Origin of the sequence: Bradyrhizobium sp. NAS96.2 (assembly GCF_001908235.1) — a bacterium.
Lineage (GTDB): Bacteria > Pseudomonadota > Alphaproteobacteria > Rhizobiales > Xanthobacteraceae > Bradyrhizobium.
Genome location: NZ_LGHK01000159.1, coordinates 21,073 through 38,360 on the forward strand (window position 1 = coordinate 21,073; position 17,288 = coordinate 38,360).

Below are 17,288 nucleotides of genomic sequence, written 5' to 3' on the forward strand. Positions count from 1 at the left end.
ATCCTTTTTCAGAACGAAATGAACGGCAGCCGGCATGGGACCGGCTTGCATCAAGGAGGGGAAAATGAGCAAGGACGAATTGAGCGTCATGTCTTTCGATCGCCGCCGGGTGCTGCAGGGCATCGCCGGTGGTTTCGCCGCCGCAGGTAGCACGACGTTGTTCGCGCCGGCCGTGCGCGCCGCCAACAAGCCGATCAAGATCGGCTATGTCTCTCCGAAGAGCGGCCCGCTCGCAGCATTCGCCGAAGCCGACGACTTCGTGCTCGGCGAATTCCGGAAATTCATCAAGGACGGCGTCAAGGTTGGATCGCAGACCTATCCGGTCGAAGTCGTCACCAAGGATGGCCAGTCGAATCCGAACCGCGCCGCTGAAGTCGCCAAGGAGTTGATCACCCGCGACAATGTCAGCCTGATCGTGGTCGGCGCCACGCCTGAAACCAATAATCCGGTGGCGACGCAGTGCGAGCTCGAGCAGGTGCCGTGCATCTCCTCCGTCGCGCCGTGGCAGACCAACTTCATCGGCCGGCAGGCCAATCCCGGCGATCCCAAGAGCTGGAAGCCGTTCGACTACACCTTCCACTATTTCTGGGGGCTGGAGGACGTCATCGGCGTCTTCACCAGCATGTGGAGCCAGGTCGCGACCAACAAATCGGTTGGCGCGCTGTTTCCGAACGATGCCGACGGCAATGCATGGGGCGATACCACGATCGGCTTCCCGCCTGTGATGGCCAAGCAGGGCTTCAAGCTCACCGATCCCGGCCGCTTCCAGAACCTTACCGACGATTTCAGCTCGCAGATCGCCGCGTTCCGCGGCGCCGACGCCGAGATCATCACCGGCGTGATCATTCCGCCCGACTTCACCACGTTCTGGAACCAGTCGCGGCAGAAGGGGCTGAAGCCGAAAGTCGTGTCGGTCGCCAAGGCGCTCTTGTTCCCAGCATCGGTGCAGGCGCTCGGCAAGGGCGGCAACAACATCTCGACCGAGGTGTGGTGGACGCCGACGCATCCTTACAAGTCGAGCCTCAGCGGCGTCAGCGCGGCCGATCTCGCCAAGGGATATGAGCAGGCCTCCGGCAAGCAATGGACCCAGCCGATCGGCTTCGTGCATTCGCTGTTCGAGGTCGCGATCGACGCCATCAAGCGCTCCAGCGATCCGAGCGACGGCGCGGCGCTCGCGAAAGCAATCGGCGCCACCAAGCTCGATACGATCGTCGGCCAGGTCGCATTCGGCTCCAGCACGGTGCCGCCGTTCGCGGCGAAGAACATCGCCAAGACGCCGCTGGTCGGCGGCCAATGGCGGCTCAACGGCGACAGATACGACATGGTGATCACGGACAACAGACTGGCGCCGCAGATTCCGCTCGGCGGCGACATGCAGGCGCTGAGCTAGCGAGCACGTCGCAGGCAAATCGTCGATCGAGGATGCGCGGCCACGTCCGCGCATCTTCTCCCAGCGGATCCATGCGGTGAGCTGATATGCTCGAACTCCATTCCGTCTCGAAAAGGTTCGGCGCCATCGTCGTTGCCGATGCCATCGACCTGACCCTTTCGTCCGGCGAGGCGCTGGGCGTGATCGGGCCGAACGGCGCCGGCAAGTCGACGCTGTTCAACCTGATAACCGGGCTGCTGCGGCCGGATGCCGGCCGCATCGTCCTCGATGGCGTCGACATCACGGGTCTCTCGCCCGAGGCGCGCTGCCGTGCCGGGATCGGCCGTTCATTCCAGGTTCCGCAGCCGTTCGATCATCTCTCGGTGTTCGAGAATCTAGCCGTTGCCGCCCAGTTCGGCGGCGGATTGTCCGAGACCGACGCGGTCCAGCACTGCGGCCGCATGCTTGATCTGACCGGCCTCGAGGCCAAGGCCAACCGGCTCGCCGGCAGCCTGCCGTTGCTCGATCGCAAGCGCCTCGAGCTGGCGCGGGCGCTTGCCACCAGGCCGCGCACGCTGCTGCTCGACGAGATTGCAGGCGGTCTCACCGACGCCGAATGCCATGAGCTGGTCGAAACCATCCGCACCATCCACGCCGAAGGTGTCGGCATCATCTGGATCGAGCATGTGGTGCACGCGCTGCTCGCGGTGGTGCAGCGGCTGGTCGTGCTGAACTTCGGCAAGGTGGTGGCGCAGGGGCTACCCGCCGAGGTGATGCGCTCGCGCGAGGTCGAGACCATCTACATGGGAGTGCCGGCATGACCGCGCTGCTCAATGTGTCAGGGCTCGATGCGTTCTATGGCGACTTCCAGGCGCTGTTCGGGATCGATTTCGAGTTGGCGGAAGGCGAGGCAGTCGCGGTGATCGGCGCCAATGGCGCCGGCAAGTCGACGATGCTGAAGTCGCTCGCGGGTCTCGTGAAGAACCGTCCCGATGCCATCCGCCTCGATGGCCGGGCGATCGGCGATGCGTCCGCCGCCAGCATCGTGCGGCTCGGCCTTGCGCTGGTGCCGGAGGGCCGTCAGCTGTTTCCGTCGCTCAGCGTCGAGGAGAATCTCTTGATCGGCGCCTATGGCGGCGAGCGCAGCACGCCGTGGGATCTCGCCGCGGTCTACCGGATGTTTCCGGTGCTCAGGGAACGGCGGCGCGGTGCCGTGACGGCATTGTCCGGCGGCCAGCAACAGATGGTGGCGATCGGCCGCGCGCTGATGTCGAATCCCTCGGTGTTGCTGTGCGACGAGATCAGCCTCGGCCTCGCGCCGATCGTGGTCGAGGACATCTACCGGATGCTGCCGCAGATTCGCGCTGGCGGCACCGCGGTCGTGCTGGTCGAGCAGGACATCGCCCGCGCGCTGCGGGCCGCCGACCGCTTCTATTGCCTGCAGGAAGGTCGCGTGACGCTGAGTGGACGGCCCAAGGACGTGGATCAGGACACGATCCGCGCGGCCTATTTCGGAGCATGAGGGAGCGATGAGCGGATTCGACACCATCATCGAAGGCGTGCTGCTCGGCGGCGTCTATGCGCTGTTCGCGCTCGGCCTGTCGCTGATCTTCGGCATCATGCGCCTGGTCAATCTGGCGCATGGCGACCTGATCCTGCTCGCCGCCTATCTGGTGCTCAGCGCCACCACCGCGCTTGGCCTGCCGCTCGCGGCCGCATCCCTGCTGGTTGTCGCTGCGATGTTCGTGCTCGGCTTCGTGCTGCAGCGGCTGGTGCTGGAGCGGGTGCTCGGCGACGATATCCTGCCGCCGCTGCTCGTCACCTTCGGCCTGTCGATCGTGATCCAGAACGGGCTGCTGCTCGGCTATGGCGCGGACAGCCGCCGCCTGCAAGCCGGCGCCTTCGAATCCTCGTCGGTGACGCTGGCACCTGGCCTCAGCGTTGGCCTCGCGCCGCTGACCGCGCTGGTGACGGCGATCGCCGCCGTCGCGCTGCTTCAGCTGATCTTCTATCGCACCTCGCTCGGCCGCGCCTTCCGCGCCACCGCCGATAATCCCGCGATCGCGCAATTGATGGGCGTCAACGAGCGCAATGTCTATGCGATCGCGGTCGGGCTCTCGCTCGCGGTCTCGGTGATCGCCGCAATCGTGTTCGGCATCCGCGCCAGCTTCGATCCGTCGATCGGTCCCGCGCGGCTGCTCTATGCGTTCGAAGCCGTGATCATCGGCGGCCTCGGCAGCCTGTGGGGCACGCTGGCCGGGGGCATCGTGCTCGGGCTCGCGCAGGCGATCGGGGGCCGGATCAATCCGGAGTGGCAGATCCTCGCCGGCCATCTCACGTTCCTGGCCGTGTTGATGGTACGGCCGCGCGGTCTCTTTCCGGCGAGGCGGACATGAGCGTCGAGAGCATCGATATGCCGGCTGGCCGGGAGCAGTGCCCGGCAGGTGTGCCAGTGTGGCAAATCAGGGTCGGCACGCGCCGGTCGCGCATCGCGGCCGTGGCCGGCATCGCGCTGGTGGTGGTGCTTGCCGCGCTGCCGGCGATCGCATCGCGCAACCTGATTCAGGATCTGATCTTCGTCCTCACCATGCTGACGCTGGCGCAACTCTGGAACGTGCTGGCCGGGTGGGGCGGGCTGGTGTCGGTCGGGCAGCAGGCGTTTGTCGGGCTCGGCGCCTATGCACTGTTCGCCGGCATCGTGATGGCCGGGCTCGATCCCGTTGCGGCGATCCCGCTGGCCGGCCTGTTCGCGGCGCTGATCGCGGCGCTGCTCGGGCCGTTGCTGTTCCGGTTGGAAGGACCTTATTTCGCGATCGGCAGTTGGGTGGCCGCCGAGGCGCTGCGGCTGATCTGCGCCCAGTTCAAGTCGCTCGGCGGCGGCACCGGGATGTCGATCTCGCCCGGCGAGTTGTCGCAGATGTTCGGGCTGAAGGCGGTGCAGGCGCTGCTAGGCTTGCGCCCGGCGGCGGCGCGCGACGTGCTGGTCTACTGGCTGGCGTTGCTGCTCGCCGTGCTGGTCACGCTCGGCATCTACGCTTTCATCCGCTCGCGCCATGGCCTTGCGCTGGCGGCCAGCCGTGACAATGGGCCGGCGGCGCGCAGCGTCGGCGTCCGCACCGCGCGAATCCGCCATCTGCTGTGGATCGCGGTCGCCTTCGCCACCGGCATGGTCGGCGCGGTGGTCTATCTGCAGAAGGCGCGCATCTCGCCCGATGCCGCCTTCAGCGTCACCGACTGGACTGCGTACGTGATCTTCATCGTCGTGATCGGCGGCGTGCGTACGATCGAAGGTCCGATGGTCGGCGTGCTCCTGCTCTGGGGGCTCGTCACCTGGCTCGCCCAGTATGGCAGCCTCTATCTGGTGGTGCTCGGCACGCTCGCCATCCTGATCATGCTGTTCATGCCGAGGGGCGTGTGGGGCGCGGCGGCCCGCCGCTGGCAGGTGCAACTGTTTCCGACGCAGCGCTGGCTCGGCCGCAGCCGCTAGCGCATGGTGGGTAGACTTGAATTGCTGGCTACGTGCTCGCTTCACCTCTCCCCATTGGGGAGAGGTCGATTTGCGAAGCAAATCGGGTGAGGGGGCGCAGCTCCCACGAGACACCGTAACCCCTCACCCGGCGCTGCGCGCCGACCTCTCCCAAGGGAGAGGTGAACCTCAAAACATCGTGTTGTTGTTCGCCGGATTTTCCGGAATCGGCTGCACCACGTCCCAATGCTCGACGATCTTGCCGTCCTCGAGCTTGAAGATGTCGACGATCGCGTTGCCGCGGGTGCCGGGCTCGCGCACGGCGTGGACGTGCAGGATCACGTAGTCGCCGTCGACGAACGAACGCTTGATCTCGCTGTGCGAGTTCGGAAACTTCTCGCGCAGGAAGCCGATGAATTTGCGGAAGCCGTCGGGGCCATCGGCCGCACCGGGATTATGCTGCACATAACGGTTGCCGACATAGGCGAGCGCAGCATCGGCGTCCTTCTGGTTCAGCCCCTTGTCGTAGAAGGCCAGCACCGCCTTGCGGTTGGCTTCCTGTTGCGCCTCGCTGGGTGCGGCCATCGCTGTGGAAGACGCAAGCGCGAGGAGGAGAGCGGCGACGGCTGTCCGTGGCCGGAGAAGGGTCTTCATCTGGTGACTCCCGAGGCTGACGGCGCGCGGCCCGCGCGGCGCATCCCGCTCTCTACCGCCTCCATGACGCGGCCGGAAGAACGCACCCCCGGCTCACATGGTCACCAGGAGATACTGGCCTCACGCCGCCTTTGCCGCGGCGCCATGCGCGTGCTTGTCGATGGCGTCGATGATCTGCGTCCACATCGGGATCGGCAGCGCATGGCCCATGCCCTCGATCATCAGCAGCTTTGCGCCGGGGATCGAGGCCGCGGTGTCCTTGCCGCCCTCGGGATGCACCAGCGGATCGACGGTGCCGTGGATCACCAGCGTCGGCGCCTTGACGCTGCGCAATCGTTCCTTGCGGCTGCCGGAGGCGAGGATGGCGCGGAGCTGGCGGCCGACGCCCTCCGGGTTGAGGCCACGCTCGAAGGTGCGCCGCGCGCGCTCCGGATCGAGCGCCTCGTCTTCGGGGAACGAGCCGTTGCGCAACACCTTCCAGGTCTGGCCGTAGCGGACGAAATACTCTTCCTTGCTCTTCGGCGGCGGCGCCATCAGCACCGCGGTCGCCTCGCGGGTCGGGCCGGGGATCTTTGGATTGCCTGTGGTCGACATGATCGAGGTCAGCGAGAGCACGCGCTCGGGAAAGGTGATCGCAACCTCCTGCGCGATCATGCCGCCCATCGAGGCGCCGACCAGATGCGCTTTGCGGATGCCGAGCGCGTCCATCAGCCCGATCGTGTCCCGTGCCATGTCGGCCAGTTTGTAGGGCGCCGCGACCGGGATCTTCAGGAAGCGCAGCTTGATGAGCTCGAGCGCACCCAACCGCTTGCCGCCGCTCAGTCGAGACGACTTGCCGATATCCCTGTTGTCGAACCGGATCACGCGAAAACCGCGCGCGGCGAGCTGACGGCAGAACTCGTCGTCCCAATGGATCATCTGGGCGCCGAGGCCCATGATCAGCAGCAGCGGCTCCGCATTCGCATCGCCAAATATCTCGTAGCAGATGTCTATGCCGTTGGCGCGGGTTAATTGCGGCAACTGATGAGCGAGCGTGGTCACGGGCGTCCTCTCCTGGATTCGCGGTCAGGAACCTGCATGCTGCCATGGATTGACGCAGCGCAGAAGAGCTTCGACGTCGCTGGGCGCGCCGCGCAGTTGACCGATCAATGGCAACAGTGTCGTATGGCACAAACAAACAAACCGAAGCGCGACAAGCGCTCGAGATTGCTGTGGAGGAGGGCCACATGGCCGACAAGGGCAACGACCCTGCCGTGATCTGGCAGGCGATGATTGGCGAGATGGAGAAGGGGTTCAACTCCTTCGGCAACCAGTTGATGAGCTCGCCTGAATTCTCGAAGGTGATGAATCAAGCCGGCGGCGTTGCGGCGGGCGCGCAGAAGCAGCTCGGCGAGCTGATGGAGAAATATCTGCTGGCGATGAACCTGCCGAGCCGCGCCCAGCTCGTCGGGATGGCGGAGCGGCTGCAGTCGATGGAGAACCAGCTCAACGAGATCAAGACGCTGCTGCAGCAGGTGCATCACAATTCGCTGGCGCCGGACGACGGCCACGGCGCAACGCCACGGCCGCCGCGCACCAGGCGCCCGCCATCGGAGGGAGACAGCAAATGAATGCTCCCACCCCGTTTGATTTCGCCTCGATCTCCGAGCGGGTCCAGTCCGAGGTGCAGCGCGCGATCCAGCGCAGCATCAAGGGCGTCGAGTACTTCTCGAGCTCCGGTCCCACGCTCGGCGAGACACCGAAGGACGTGCTGTATTCACGCGGCACCATGAACCTCTATCACTACCGCCCGCAGGCCAGCGAAGTCTATCGCGTGCCGGTCCTGATCGTGATGGCGACCACCAACCGCGGCTACATCCTCGATCTGGTGCCGGGGCAGAGCTTCATCGAATTCCTGCTCAAGCGCGGCTTCGACGTCTACATGCTGGACTGGACCGCGCCGAAGCCCGAGGAGAAATCGCTGCGCATGGAGGACTACGTCCTCGACTTCATTCCGGAGTCAGTCCGCCGGGTGCAGCAGGATTCCGGCGAAAAGGACGTCTCGGTGATTGGCTATTGCTTCGGCGGCGTATTGTCGCTGCTCTATGGCTCGATCTTCAACGACGGGCCGATGAAGAACCTGATCTGCTTCACCACGCCGATCGACTTCCGCGAGATGAAGCTGTTCTCGAATTTCTCCGACCGCCGCTACTTCGACGTCGACCGCCTGATCGACAGCACCGGCAACATGCCGCCCGAGCTGATCCTGCAGTCGTTCGACATGCTGCGGCCGGCCGCGCGCGTCGTCGGCCAGATCCAGCTCTGGGACAACATCTGGAACGACGAGTTCGTGAAATCGTACCGGATGTTCGACCGCTGGGCGACCGACACGCTGCCGCTCGCGGGCGAGTATTTCCGCGCCATCACCAAAGACCTGATGTGGGACAACAAGCTCTACAACGACACCATGACGGTGGGCGGCCGCGAGGCCAAGCTTGCCAACATCAAGGTGCCGATTCTGCACGCGGTCGCCGAGCACGACCACATCGTGCCCTATGACGCGGCAAAGCACCTCATCACCAAGATCGGCTCGGCGGACAAGGAGGAGGTGATGCTGAAAGGCGGTCACGTCTCGCTGGTCGCCGGCGCTAATGCAATCAAACGGCTGTGGCCGAAACTGGACTCCTGGTTGGGCAAGAGATCGACATGACCGAACAACGTTCCTATCCGCGCCACGTCAAGACCGAGGCGGGCGACATCGAGTTCCGGCTGATGAAGCGAGCCGACGAGGCCGCGGTGCTGGCCTTCGCACAGAAACTGCCGACGCATGATTTGCTGTTCCTGCCGCGCAACATCAGCCAGCCGAAGGTGCTGTCGGCCTGGATCAACGAGATCGAGCGCGGCGACATCACGAGCCTGCTCGCGGTCAAGGACGGCACGGTGGTCGGTTGCGGCACTCTTGTGCGCGATCCGCACTCCTGGTCGCCGCATGTCGGCGAGATCCGGATGGTGGTGTCGCTCGACGTGCGCGGGCAGGGCGTCGGCAGGGCGCTGTCGCAGGAGACATTCGCTATCGCCCTTGGCGCCGGGCTGGAGAAGTTCTCGGTGCAGATGACGGTCGACCAGCGGGCGGCGATCGCGCTGTTCGAAAGCCTCGGCTTCAAGGCGGAGGCCCTGCTGCGCGACCATGTCCGCGACGTCGAGGGCAAGACCCACGACATCGTCGTGCTCGGGCACAATGTGGCGCAGGTTCGGGCGCAGATGGAGGCCTACGGGCTACCCGGAGCAGTTGGTGGTGGTTAAATACCTCTATCTGCCGGTTCCGCAGGCAATCTGCCGGTTATTCATGCTATTCACGAGTTCGTGATACCGCGCTGCAACATCTATGTTGCGATGCACCATGGGGTGTGTCATAACACCGTTGCCCCGGGCCAATCCGGACGGGGTGAGCCCATAGCTCAAACCTGAGGATGGAGAGACCCCAATGACCACCGAAACCAATTCCGTGCTGAACAGCGTCAAGGAAGCCTTCGCGCCCGTCACCGAGGCGTTCACCAAGCTCCAGAACCTGGAAGTTCCGGAAGCCGCCCGTGAGTTCGTGAAGAAGCAGGCCGAGGCCGCCAAGACCCGCGCTGCCGATGCGTATGCCGGCTCCGAGAAGGTGACCAACGTGATCGAGACCGCTGTTGCCGGTTCGGTGACCGAAGCCGCCAAGATCAGCCGCAACATCCAGCAGGCGATCTACCAGGACGCCGAGGCGTTCTTCGCCGGCATCGACAAGCTCGCTTCCGCCAAGTCGCTGAGCGAAGCTGCCCAGATCCAGTCGGACATGGTCCGTGCGCGTGGCGAACTGTTCGTCTCGCGGGCGAAGGCCACGACCGAGTATCTCGGCAAGCTCGTCACCGACGGTGCGAAGACCGCGCAGGACAACTTCGCCAAGGTCTACGGCAAGACCGCCTGATCGCACTTGCCCTGACCAACTGCCCTTTTCGAAGGCCCGCCATTTCGCGGGCCTTCTTTTTTGCCGGTGCTTCTCATACATCGTTGATGTCGCAGCTGCCGTCATTGCGAGGAGCTCGCGACAAAATTGCAGCGCAATTTTGCGCTGAAGCGACGAAGCAATCCATTTCTCCGCAGGCGGTGAAATGGATTGCTTCGCTTCGCTCGCAATGACGGCTAGTGTCGCGCCAACGCGAGAGCCCCCTTCGACCCTCATGACCCTTCCCGCCGCCCTCATCGCAACGCCCGTCGATGCCGAACGCGCAGCCGAGCTGCGCCGCGTGAAGTGGCTCGCGACCGGGGTGCTGGCTGCAACACTCATCATCTTCATCGCAGCGAAGGCGCTGCTGCCGGTGCATCCCCGCCTTCGGCTTCGTCGCGGCATTTGCGGAGGCCGCGACCATCGGCGGGCTGGCCGACTGGTATGCCGTCGTCGCGCTGTTCAAGCGGCCGCTCGGCTTGCCGATCCCGCACACCGCGATCATCCAGAGCAATCAGGAGCGCATCGCCGAGAAGCTCGGCGAATTCATCGAGAACAATTTTCTGGAATCCGGGCCGGTCGAGGCCAAGCTGCGCGAGATCGATTTCGGTTCGTTCATCGCCGACTGGCTGCGCGACCGCAAGCGCTCCGAGGATCTCGCCCGCTTCGTGCTGCGGATGCTGCCCGAAGCGTTCGCGGCGACCGAGAGCTCGGGGTTGATGCAGTTCATCAGCCGCCGCATCACGACGCAGGTGCTCGCGATCGATCTGGCGCCGCTCGCGGCCGGCGCGCTGCGCGGCTTCGTGCAGGAGGGCAAGCATGGCGGCCTGCTCGACGACATCCTGCGCGTGCTGCACCAGACGCTGACGCAGCAGGAGACCATGACCGTGATCCGCGACAAGGTCCGCGCGGAAATGCCGACGCTATTGAGACTCTATCGCGCCGACAAGTTCGTGGTGAACCGGATCATCGCCTCGGCCACGAAGTTCTTCGAGGAAGTGCGCAACGATCCGCAGCATCCGTTCCGCGGCGAGTTCGACCGCATGCTGCTGTCGTTCGTCGATCGGCTCGGCAGCGACAAGGCATTCGCCGATCGAATCGACGGGCTCAAGCGCGATCTGATGGCGCGGCCGGAGCTCGCCAATCTCGGGCGCACGATCTGGGCCAACGTCAAGGACTTCATCGAGCGCAGCGCGTCGGGCGAGTCGCAGGTGCTGCAGCATCAGCTGGCGAGAATGTTCGTCGAGGCCGGCGATGCGCTCCACGGCGATGCCGAGCTACGCGGTGAGATCAACCAGGGCCTGGTCGCGATCCTGCGTACCGTCGTCGCCGAGCAGAAGAGCGGCGTCTCGAGCTTCATCGCCGACCAGATGAAGAGCTGGGACATGGAGCAATTGATCTCGCTGATCGAGGTCAATGTCGGCAAGGACCTGCAATACATCCGCTTCAACGGCTCGCTGATCGGCGGGCTTGCCGGGCTCGCGCTTTACACGCTGGAATACGTGCTGCGGCTGCTGTGACCGATTGGGCACGGACATCACAATAGTTGTGACAAGTGTGACCTGGACCGCTTGCACCAAAGTATCCGGTTCCCTAGCTTTTCAAGACTGATTGTTGCGTTGCGGAACGATTCCGCCGGGCTTGCGTCAACTCCGTTGACCTATTCCCGTTGATTCCATTGCCGGCCGCCGAGACGTCAGGGGCCGTCCGAAGAGGAGTTGAAATGTCCGTTGCTGCGCAGACGCTACGCCCGCCGTCCAGGACTCTCATGTTCCTGGAAGGCCGCGCTATTCATGAGCTCGGTGCCTTCCTTGGCGCATTGCCGCTGCTGAGCCTCGCGCCGCGCGGCGACGGGCATCCGGTACTCGTGCTGCCCGGGCTGATTGCCTCCGATATGTCCACGCGGCCGCTGCGCGACTTCCTCAAGAGCAAGGGCTACGCCGTCAGCGGCTGGCGCCAGGGCCGTAACCTCGGGCTGCGCTCAGGCGTGCAGGACGGCATGGTCGATCTGCTGCAGGAGATGAACGAGACCAGCGGCCGCAAGGTCTCGCTGGTCGGCTGGAGCCTCGGCGGCCTCTATGCGCGCCAGCTCGCCAAGATGATGCCGGAGCGCGTGCGCCAGGTGATCACGCTCGGCAGCCCGTTTGCCGCCGGCCCGAAGTCGACCAACGCTTGGCGCGTCTACGAGATGGCCAGCGGCCGTCGCGCCGACGAAGAGGATTCCCGTTTCGGCGGCTCGCTCGCCAGCGCGCCGCCGGTGCCGACCACCGCGATCTTCAGCCGCACTGACGGCGTCTGCGCCTGGCAGGGCTGCCGCGAGCAGAATTCGTCGATGACCGACAGCATCGAGGTCGAGAGCAGCCATTGCGGCATGGGCCATCATCCGGCCGTGGTCTATGCGGTCGCCGATCGCCTCGCGCAGAAGGACGGCGAGTGGGCGCCGTTCGATCGCAGCGGCTGGCGCAGCATGGTCTATCCGAATCCCAACCGATAGATCTTGCGAAGGTCTCTCTTCACCTCGCCCCGCTTGCGGGGAGAGGTCGGATCGCATCGACAGATGCGATCCGGGTGAGGGGGGAGTCTCGGCATACTCCGCTATCACCTTCTTCGCGGTGACCGCCCCTCACCCCGACCCTCTCAGAGCGAGCTTCGCTCGTCTCGACCCCGTGAAGAACGGGGAGAGGGAGAAGGAAAACTTCGCGCGCACTAACGCGCGCAGTCGACGATCACGGTACCGATCTTGTCGCCCTTCTCGACGGCGAGATGGGCGTCGGCGGTCTCGGCGAGCGCGAATTGCCCGGCGATGTTGTGCACGCGGGTGCCCGATTCCAGCCATTTCGTGATGTCGGCCTGCGCGGCCGCGAGCAGCGGCGGCGGCAGCGCGAACAGCACCAGCGAGCGCACCGTGATGCACTTCTCCATCAGTTCGCGCACCGGCAGCGTCGGCGTGCGGTTGCCGTTGGTGGCGTAGACCGCGATCGTCGAATTCATCGCCATGAGCTTCAGCGTGGTGGCGAGATTGCCGCCGAAATCGACGTCGATCACGCGGTCGACGCCGCGGTTCTCGGTGAAGGCCATCACCTTTGAGACGACGTCCTCAGTCCGGTAGTTGACGACCATGTCAGCACCGCCAAGCCGCGCCTCGACGTCCTTGACCTGGGAGCTGACCGTCGCAATCACCTGTGCGCCGCCCCACTTTGCCAGTTGCACGGCATAGTGGCCGACTGCGCCGGCGCCGCCGGTGACCAGCACCGTCTGTCCGACGATCGGGCCGTCGGCGAACAGCGCGCACCACGCCGTCATGCAGGGAATACCGAGCGTCGCGCCAGCCGCGAACGACACGTCCGGCGGCAGCGGCGTCACCAGGTAGTCGGCAAGCGTAATGTACTCGGCCGCAGTGCCGAAGGCGCGGCCGTTGCGCTGGCCGTTGAACAGCCAGACGCGGTCGCCGACGGCAAAGCGCGTGACGCCTTCACCGACCTGGTCGATGATCCCGGCGCCGTCGCTGTTCGGGATCACGCGTGGAAATTCCATCGCGCGATAGTTGCCGCTACGGCGGCCGACATCGGCCGGATTGACGCCGGAGGCCTCGAGGCGAACCCGGACTTCGCCGGGGCCGGCGTCGGGCGTCGGCATCTCGCCGACGGTAAGTACCGTCGGCGCCGCGCCGGTCCGTTCGTACCAAACAGCTCTCATAACGTGCCCGGGAAAGCGCCGCCATCGAGCAGGATGTTCTGCCCGGTGATGAAGCCGGCCTTGTCGCCGCACAGGAAGGCGCAAGCGTAGCCGAATTCATCGGGACGGCCGAAGCGGCCGGCGGGATTCAGCTTGGCGCGCTCGCTCAGGACCTGGTCGGCCGAGATGCCGCGCTTTTCAGCCTCGGGCTTGGCGGTGCCGCGCAGACGGTCGGTGTCGAACGGGCCCGGCAGCAGGCCGTTGATGGTGACATTGTTGATCACGGTCTTGCGCGACAGGCCGGCGACGAAGCCGGTGAGGCCGGCGCGCGCGCCGTTGGAGAGGCCGAGGATCTCGATTGGCGCCTTCACCGCCGCCGAGGTGATGTTGACGATGCGGCCGAACTTGCGCGCCATCATGCCGTCGACGGTCGCCTTGATCAGCTCGATCGGCGTCAGCATGTTGGCGTCGATCGCCTTGATCCAGTCGTCGCGGGTCCAGTTGCGGAAATCGCCGGGCGGCGGGCCGCCGGCATTGTTGATCAGGATGTCCGGCTCGGGGCAGGCCTTGAGCACGGCTTCGCGGCCTGCGGGGGTCGTGATGTCGCCGACGATCTCGGTGACCGTGATGGACGGATGCGCCTTGCGGATCTCGTCGGCGGTCTGCTTCAGCGCTTCGGCGCCGCGCGCCGTCAGCGTGACATGCACGCCCTCATTGGCGAGCGCGATCGCGCAGGCGCGGCCCAGTCCCTTGCTCGATGCGCAGACGATGGCCCGGCGGCCTTTGATTCCAAGATCCACGGTTCACTCCCTGTGATGTCGGGTAGGTTTGTAAAGGTTTGATGGCCCCATTCTAGCCAAGCTCGGCCGCGCCGATAAGGGACGTGCAATGCATAAGTGCATGCCGGGCAGGAACGGGCGGGTCAACTCAATTGGCCACAACTCAATCGGCTAGATGCGCTGCTCGCGCCGCAGCCGCTCGATCGCCATGGTGGCTTCGGGCGGCAGCGAGCGGAATCCGGCCTGTCCGGCCGCGGAGAACAGCGGCCGCAATTGCGATCCGTTGAGGAACTGCGGCTGCCTGGCCAGCGGCACCAGCTGATCGAACACCAGCACCAGCGTGGTCACGACGAGCCCGACCCTGATCGCGCCGAGCAGCGCACCGCCGAGGCGGTCGCCGATCCCGATGTCCGACCCGATGGCGTCGTCGAGCATGGTGCGCGCCATTTTCCCGAGAATGACGCCGATCAGGAGGAACAGGCCGAACAGCAGCACGCCGTTGGGCGGAAAGGGCGAGGATGGCAGCGTCGCGATGTGGGGCCCGATCATCGCCAGCGCGGCGACCGCGAGCGGCATCGCGACGAGATAGGCGAGGATCGTGACCGCGCTGCGCAGTAGGCCGGTCGTGAAGCCAGTCACGACCGCGAACAACAAGCCGAGGGTCACGGCGGCATCGAAGAGGTTCATGGAGGAAATTCCCGCCCCAATCTCCTGCGGGCGCCCTGGTTGATCAAACGTGCTTACATCAGGGACAATTGTCGCTATCAATCGTCCGCTTCAATCCGGGAACCTGTCGATGTCCGACCTATTCGATGTCAGTAAAGAAATCATCCTCATCACCGGCGCCTCGCAGGGGCTCGGGCGGCAATTCGCCCGCGTGCTGGCGGCGCGCGGCGCTGCGGTGGTGCTGGCGGCGCGCCAGACCGCGAAGCTGAAAGACCTCGCTGAGGAGATCAACGCCAAGGGCGGTCGTGCCGCCGCGGTGCAGATGGACGTCGCGGATATTTCCGGCATCGCGAAAGCGCTCGACGCGGCGGAAGCCGCACTCGGTCCGATCACGGTCCTGATCAACAATGCCGGCATCGCGATCGAGAAGCTGTCGACCGAACAGACCGAGGCGGATTGGGACGCGGTGATCAGCGCCAATCTGAAGGGCGCCTATTTCCTCTCGACCGAACTTGCGCGGCGCATGATCCTGCGCAAGCAGCCGGGCAACATCGTCAATGTCGCCTCGGTGCTCGGGCAGGGCGTGCTGAAAGCGGTGTCGCCCTATGCGATCTCCAAGGCCGGCATGATCCAGGGCACCAAGGCGATGGCGCTGGAGCTCGCCGGCAACAACATCCGCGTCAACGCGTTGGCGCCGGGCTACATCGACACCGAGATGAACCATGATTTCTGGTCGACGCCGGCAGGCGAACGACTGGCAAAGCGGATTCCGCAGCGCCGGGTCGGCGCCGAGTCCGATCTCGACGGCGCGATCATGCTGCTGGCGTCGAACGCCTCGCGCTACATGACCGGCACCGTGGTGACGGTCGATGGCGGGTTCTTGCTGAATTGACGCATTTGTAGCCCGTATGGAGCGCAGCGAAATCCGGGGAGTACGCGCGAAGATCCCGGATTACGCTTCGCTCCATCCGGGCTACGATCTCTTTGTTTCTTTCCACGCGTCATTGCGAGCGAAGCGAAGCAATCCATGTCTCTGCTTGCGGAGAGCATGGATTGCTTCGTCGCTTTGCTCCTCGCAATGACGGCGCAGGTCGTGCCGCCCGTCACCCCGCCCGCGCCTCCGCCCTGATCATGTCGGCGGCCTTCTCGCCGATCATGATGGTCGGCGCGTTGGTGTTGCCGCCGATCAAGGTCGGCATGATCGAGGCATCGACCACGCGCAGGCCTTCGAGCCCGTGCACGCGCAGCTTCGGATCGACCACCGCGAGCGGATCATTGGTGCCCATCTTGCAGGTGCCGACCGGGTGATAGACGGTGTCGGAGCGCGCCCGCAGGATGCCGCGGATGTCATCGTCGGTGCGGACATCTGCTGTGAACATGTCCTTCTGCTGCAGCGCGCGCAGCGCCGGCGTGTCGAGCAGCCGCTTCGTCATCTTGAAGCCCGCGACCATGGTCTCGACGTCGCTGTCCTCGCCGAAGAAATTCGGATCGATCGCGGGAGCTGCCAGGGGATCGGCGCTGTTCAGCCACACGCTGCCGCGGCTGGCCGGGCGCAGCAGGCAGACATGGCAGGAGAAGCCGGTGCCCCAGCGCGGCTTGCGGCCGTGGTCTTCCACCATGGCCGTGCAGAAATGCAGCTGGATGTCGGGGACGTCGAGCTCAGGCCGCGTCTTCAGGAAGCCGCCGCATTCGGCGACGTTCGAGGTCATCGGGCCGCGCCGCTCACGCCGGTATTGCCCGATCCCCTTGATGATCCGCCCGATCCCGCTCCACGACAGTCCCGAGAAATAGGGTGCATCGGAGGCGAAGCCGAACACGAAATCCGGATGATCCTGCAGGTTCTGTCCGACACCCGGCAGATGATGCACGCTGGCGATCCCGTGCTTGCCGAGCGCCGCAGCGTCGCCGATGCCCGACAGCATCATCAATTGCGGCGACTGGAACGCACCGGCCGAGAGGATGACCTCGCGCTTTGCGCGCAGCACCTTCTTCTCCTTGCCTTGCATGTATTCGACGGCGACGGCACGCTTGCCCTCGAAGATGATGCGGGTCGCCTGCGCCTGCGTCTCGATGCGCAGATTGGGCCGGCGGCCCATGTGAGGATGGATATAGCCGCGCGCTGCGCTCCAGCGCTCGCCATTCCGCTGGGTCACCTGGTAGATGCCGAGGCCTTCCTGTTCGGCGCCGTTGAAATCGTCGCGGATCCGGAACTGCGCCTCGCGCGCGCCTTGCAGGAACATCTCCTTGACCGGATTGTCGGACTGCAGGCCCGTGACGTTGAGCGGCCCGCCCTTGCCGTGATATTCGCCGTCGAGTTCGGTGTTGTGCTCTGAACGCTTGAAATAGGGCAGGACGTCGGCGTAGCTCCAGCCGGTGTTGCCAAGCGAAGCCCACTGGTCGTAGTCGGCACGATGGCCGCGGATATAGACCATGGCATTGATGGCCGAGGAGCCGCCGAGGCCCTTGCCGCGCGGCTGATAGCCGATGCGGCCGTTCAAGCCCTTCTGCGGCACCGTGTCGAACGCCCAGTTGTTGAGCTTGCTCGAGAGCATCAGAATGATGGCGCCGGGCGTGGTCACCACCCAATTGTCGTTCTTACCGCCGGCATCGAGCACCGCCACCGAGGTCGCCGGATCCTCCGACAACCGCCCCGCCACCGCGCAGCCGCCGGAGCCTGCGCCCACCACCACGAAATCGTATGTGTCAGTCACGTATGTTTCC

17 protein-coding genes and 1 pseudogene are annotated in these 17,288 nt (G+C 65.1%); 12 read left to right on the forward strand and 6 right to left on the reverse strand.

The features are described 5' to 3' along the window. Window positions 1-64: 64 nt before the first annotated feature. The 5 genes from AC628_RS29745 (at window position 65) to AC628_RS29765 (ending at window position 4,856) form a co-directional block, all read left to right on the forward strand. Window positions 65-1,390, forward strand: coding sequence for an ABC transporter substrate-binding protein (locus AC628_RS29745; RefSeq protein WP_502689788.1), 1,326 nt, complete (start codon window positions 65-67; stop codon window positions 1,388-1,390). Window positions 1,391-1,476: 86 nt separating this feature from the next. Next, window positions 1,477-2,190: an ABC transporter ATP-binding protein gene (locus tag AC628_RS29750; RefSeq protein WP_074130312.1), complete on the forward strand. Its 714-nt coding sequence runs from the start codon at window positions 1,477-1,479 to the stop codon at window positions 2,188-2,190. Further along, a complete protein-coding gene (locus AC628_RS29755; protein WP_074130313.1) occupies window positions 2,187-2,891 on the forward strand; it encodes an ABC transporter ATP-binding protein in 705 nt (234 codons plus the stop codon). The genes AC628_RS29750 and AC628_RS29755 overlap by 4 nt, the downstream gene beginning before the upstream one ends. Window positions 2,892-2,898: 7 nt before the next feature. Further along, window positions 2,899-3,765, forward strand: coding sequence for a branched-chain amino acid ABC transporter permease (locus AC628_RS29760; RefSeq protein ID WP_074130315.1), 867 nt, complete (start codon window positions 2,899-2,901; stop codon window positions 3,763-3,765). After that, entirely contained in the window at window positions 3,762-4,856 is a 1,095-nt protein-coding gene (locus tag AC628_RS29765) for a branched-chain amino acid ABC transporter permease (RefSeq protein WP_245321388.1), read from the forward strand. The genes AC628_RS29760 and AC628_RS29765 overlap by 4 nt, the downstream gene beginning before the upstream one ends. Before the next feature lie 168 nt (window positions 4,857-5,024). Here AC628_RS29765 and AC628_RS29770 read toward each other — a convergent pair whose 3' ends face one another. Together AC628_RS29770 and AC628_RS29775 are read right to left on the reverse strand one after the other, a co-directional pair. Next, on the reverse strand, window positions 5,025-5,420 hold the full coding sequence (locus tag AC628_RS29770; RefSeq protein ID WP_502689789.1) for a nuclear transport factor 2 family protein: 396 nt from the start codon (window positions 5,418-5,420) through the stop codon (window positions 5,025-5,027). A 189-nt stretch (window positions 5,421-5,609) separates the two neighbouring features. Further along, a complete protein-coding gene (locus tag AC628_RS29775; protein WP_074130318.1) occupies window positions 5,610-6,530 on the reverse strand; it encodes an alpha/beta fold hydrolase in 921 nt (306 codons plus the stop codon). A 185-nt stretch (window positions 6,531-6,715) separates the two neighbouring features. On the opposite strand from AC628_RS29775, the gene AC628_RS29780 reads away from it, so the two are divergent. The 6 genes and pseudogenes from AC628_RS29780 to AC628_RS29805 all read left to right on the forward strand — a co-directional run bounded on the left by AC628_RS29780 (window position 6,716) and on the right by AC628_RS29805 (window position 11,941). Further along, entirely contained in the window at window positions 6,716-7,099 is a 384-nt protein-coding gene (locus tag AC628_RS29780; protein WP_074130320.1) for a hypothetical protein, read from the forward strand. Continuing rightward, entirely contained in the window at window positions 7,096-8,178 is a 1,083-nt protein-coding gene (locus tag AC628_RS29785) for a PHA/PHB synthase family protein (RefSeq protein ID WP_074130322.1), read from the forward strand. The genes AC628_RS29780 and AC628_RS29785 overlap by 4 nt, the downstream gene beginning before the upstream one ends. Next, window positions 8,175-8,771 (forward strand): GNAT family N-acetyltransferase, encoded by a 597-nt coding sequence (locus AC628_RS29790; RefSeq protein ID WP_074130324.1) that lies wholly within the window; start codon window positions 8,175-8,177, stop codon window positions 8,769-8,771. Before AC628_RS29785 ends, AC628_RS29790 begins: the two co-directional genes overlap by 4 nt. Before the next feature lie 181 nt (window positions 8,772-8,952). Beyond that, complete coding sequence (locus AC628_RS29795; RefSeq protein ID WP_074130326.1) at window positions 8,953-9,429, forward strand: phasin; 477 nt, start codon at window positions 8,953-8,955, stop codon at window positions 9,427-9,429. Between the two features lie 253 nt (window positions 9,430-9,682). Then, window positions 9,683-10,967 (forward strand): annotated as a pseudogene (locus AC628_RS29800) (DUF445 domain-containing protein). Window positions 10,968-11,170: 203 nt separating this feature from the next. Further along, on the forward strand, window positions 11,171-11,941 hold the full coding sequence (locus AC628_RS29805; protein ID WP_074130327.1) for an esterase/lipase family protein: 771 nt from the start codon (window positions 11,171-11,173) through the stop codon (window positions 11,939-11,941). Between the two features lie 212 nt (window positions 11,942-12,153). Here the strand turns inward: AC628_RS29805 and AC628_RS29810 are convergent, their stop codons facing one another. From AC628_RS29810 to AC628_RS29820, 3 genes are all read right to left on the reverse strand, one after another. Then, window positions 12,154-13,143, reverse strand: a complete 990-nt coding sequence (locus AC628_RS29810) for an NADPH:quinone reductase (protein ID WP_074130329.1) — start codon at window positions 13,141-13,143, stop codon at window positions 12,154-12,156. Continuing rightward, window positions 13,140-13,922 carry an SDR family oxidoreductase gene (locus AC628_RS29815; protein WP_050422723.1) on the reverse strand — a complete coding sequence of 261 codons (783 nt, stop codon included), beginning with the start codon at window positions 13,920-13,922 and terminating at the stop codon, window positions 13,140-13,142. The genes AC628_RS29810 and AC628_RS29815 overlap by 4 nt, the downstream gene beginning before the upstream one ends. Before the next feature lie 150 nt (window positions 13,923-14,072). Then, the gene (locus tag AC628_RS29820) at window positions 14,073-14,588 is read right to left on the reverse strand and encodes a CvpA family protein (protein WP_074130332.1); all 516 of its coding nucleotides are present in this window, start codon (window positions 14,586-14,588) and stop codon (window positions 14,073-14,075) included. 109 nt (window positions 14,589-14,697) lie between these two features. Between AC628_RS29820 and AC628_RS29825 the strand changes: the two genes are divergently transcribed. Continuing rightward, window positions 14,698-15,459, forward strand: coding sequence for an SDR family NAD(P)-dependent oxidoreductase (locus tag AC628_RS29825; RefSeq protein WP_074130333.1), 762 nt, complete (start codon window positions 14,698-14,700; stop codon window positions 15,457-15,459). Window positions 15,460-15,670: 211 nt separating this feature from the next. Here AC628_RS29825 and AC628_RS29830 read toward each other — a convergent pair whose 3' ends face one another. Beyond that, a complete protein-coding gene (locus AC628_RS29830) occupies window positions 15,671-17,278 on the reverse strand; it encodes a GMC family oxidoreductase (RefSeq protein ID WP_074130356.1) in 1,608 nt (535 codons plus the stop codon). Window positions 17,279-17,288: the final 10 nt, after the last annotated feature.

Excerpts from the sequence above, each read along its gene's own strand:
- AC628_RS29820 (WP_074130332.1), bottom strand. The coding sequence starts at position 14,588 with ATGAACCTCTTCGATGCCGCCGTGACCCTCGGCTTGTTGTTCGCGGTC.
- AC628_RS29760 (WP_074130315.1), top strand. The coding sequence starts at position 2,899 with ATGAGCGGATTCGACACCATCATCGAAGGCGTGCTGCTCGGCGGCGTC.
- AC628_RS29825 (WP_074130333.1), top strand. The coding sequence starts at position 14,698 with ATGTCCGACCTATTCGATGTCAGTAAAGAAATCATCCTCATCACCGGC.
- AC628_RS29750 (WP_074130312.1), top strand. The coding sequence starts at position 1,477 with ATGCTCGAACTCCATTCCGTCTCGAAAAGGTTCGGCGCCATCGTCGTT.
- AC628_RS29810 (WP_074130329.1), bottom strand. The coding sequence starts at position 13,143 with ATGAGAGCTGTTTGGTACGAACGGACCGGCGCGGCGCCGACGGTACTT.
- AC628_RS29765 (WP_245321388.1), top strand. The coding sequence starts at position 3,762 with ATGAGCGTCGAGAGCATCGATATGCCGGCTGGCCGGGAGCAGTGCCCG.
- AC628_RS29755 (WP_074130313.1), top strand. The coding sequence starts at position 2,187 with ATGACCGCGCTGCTCAATGTGTCAGGGCTCGATGCGTTCTATGGCGAC.
- AC628_RS29745 (WP_502689788.1), top strand. The coding sequence starts at position 65 with ATGAGCAAGGACGAATTGAGCGTCATGTCTTTCGATCGCCGCCGGGTG.
- AC628_RS29770 (WP_502689789.1), bottom strand. The coding sequence starts at position 5,420 with ATGGCCGCACCCAGCGAGGCGCAACAGGAAGCCAACCGCAAGGCGGTG.
- AC628_RS29805 (WP_074130327.1), top strand. The coding sequence starts at position 11,171 with ATGTCCGTTGCTGCGCAGACGCTACGCCCGCCGTCCAGGACTCTCATG.
- AC628_RS29795 (WP_074130326.1), top strand. The coding sequence starts at position 8,953 with ATGACCACCGAAACCAATTCCGTGCTGAACAGCGTCAAGGAAGCCTTC.
- AC628_RS29785 (WP_074130322.1), top strand. The coding sequence starts at position 7,096 with ATGAATGCTCCCACCCCGTTTGATTTCGCCTCGATCTCCGAGCGGGTC.
- AC628_RS29780 (WP_074130320.1), top strand. The coding sequence starts at position 6,716 with ATGGCCGACAAGGGCAACGACCCTGCCGTGATCTGGCAGGCGATGATT.
- AC628_RS29790 (WP_074130324.1), top strand. The coding sequence starts at position 8,175 with ATGACCGAACAACGTTCCTATCCGCGCCACGTCAAGACCGAGGCGGGC.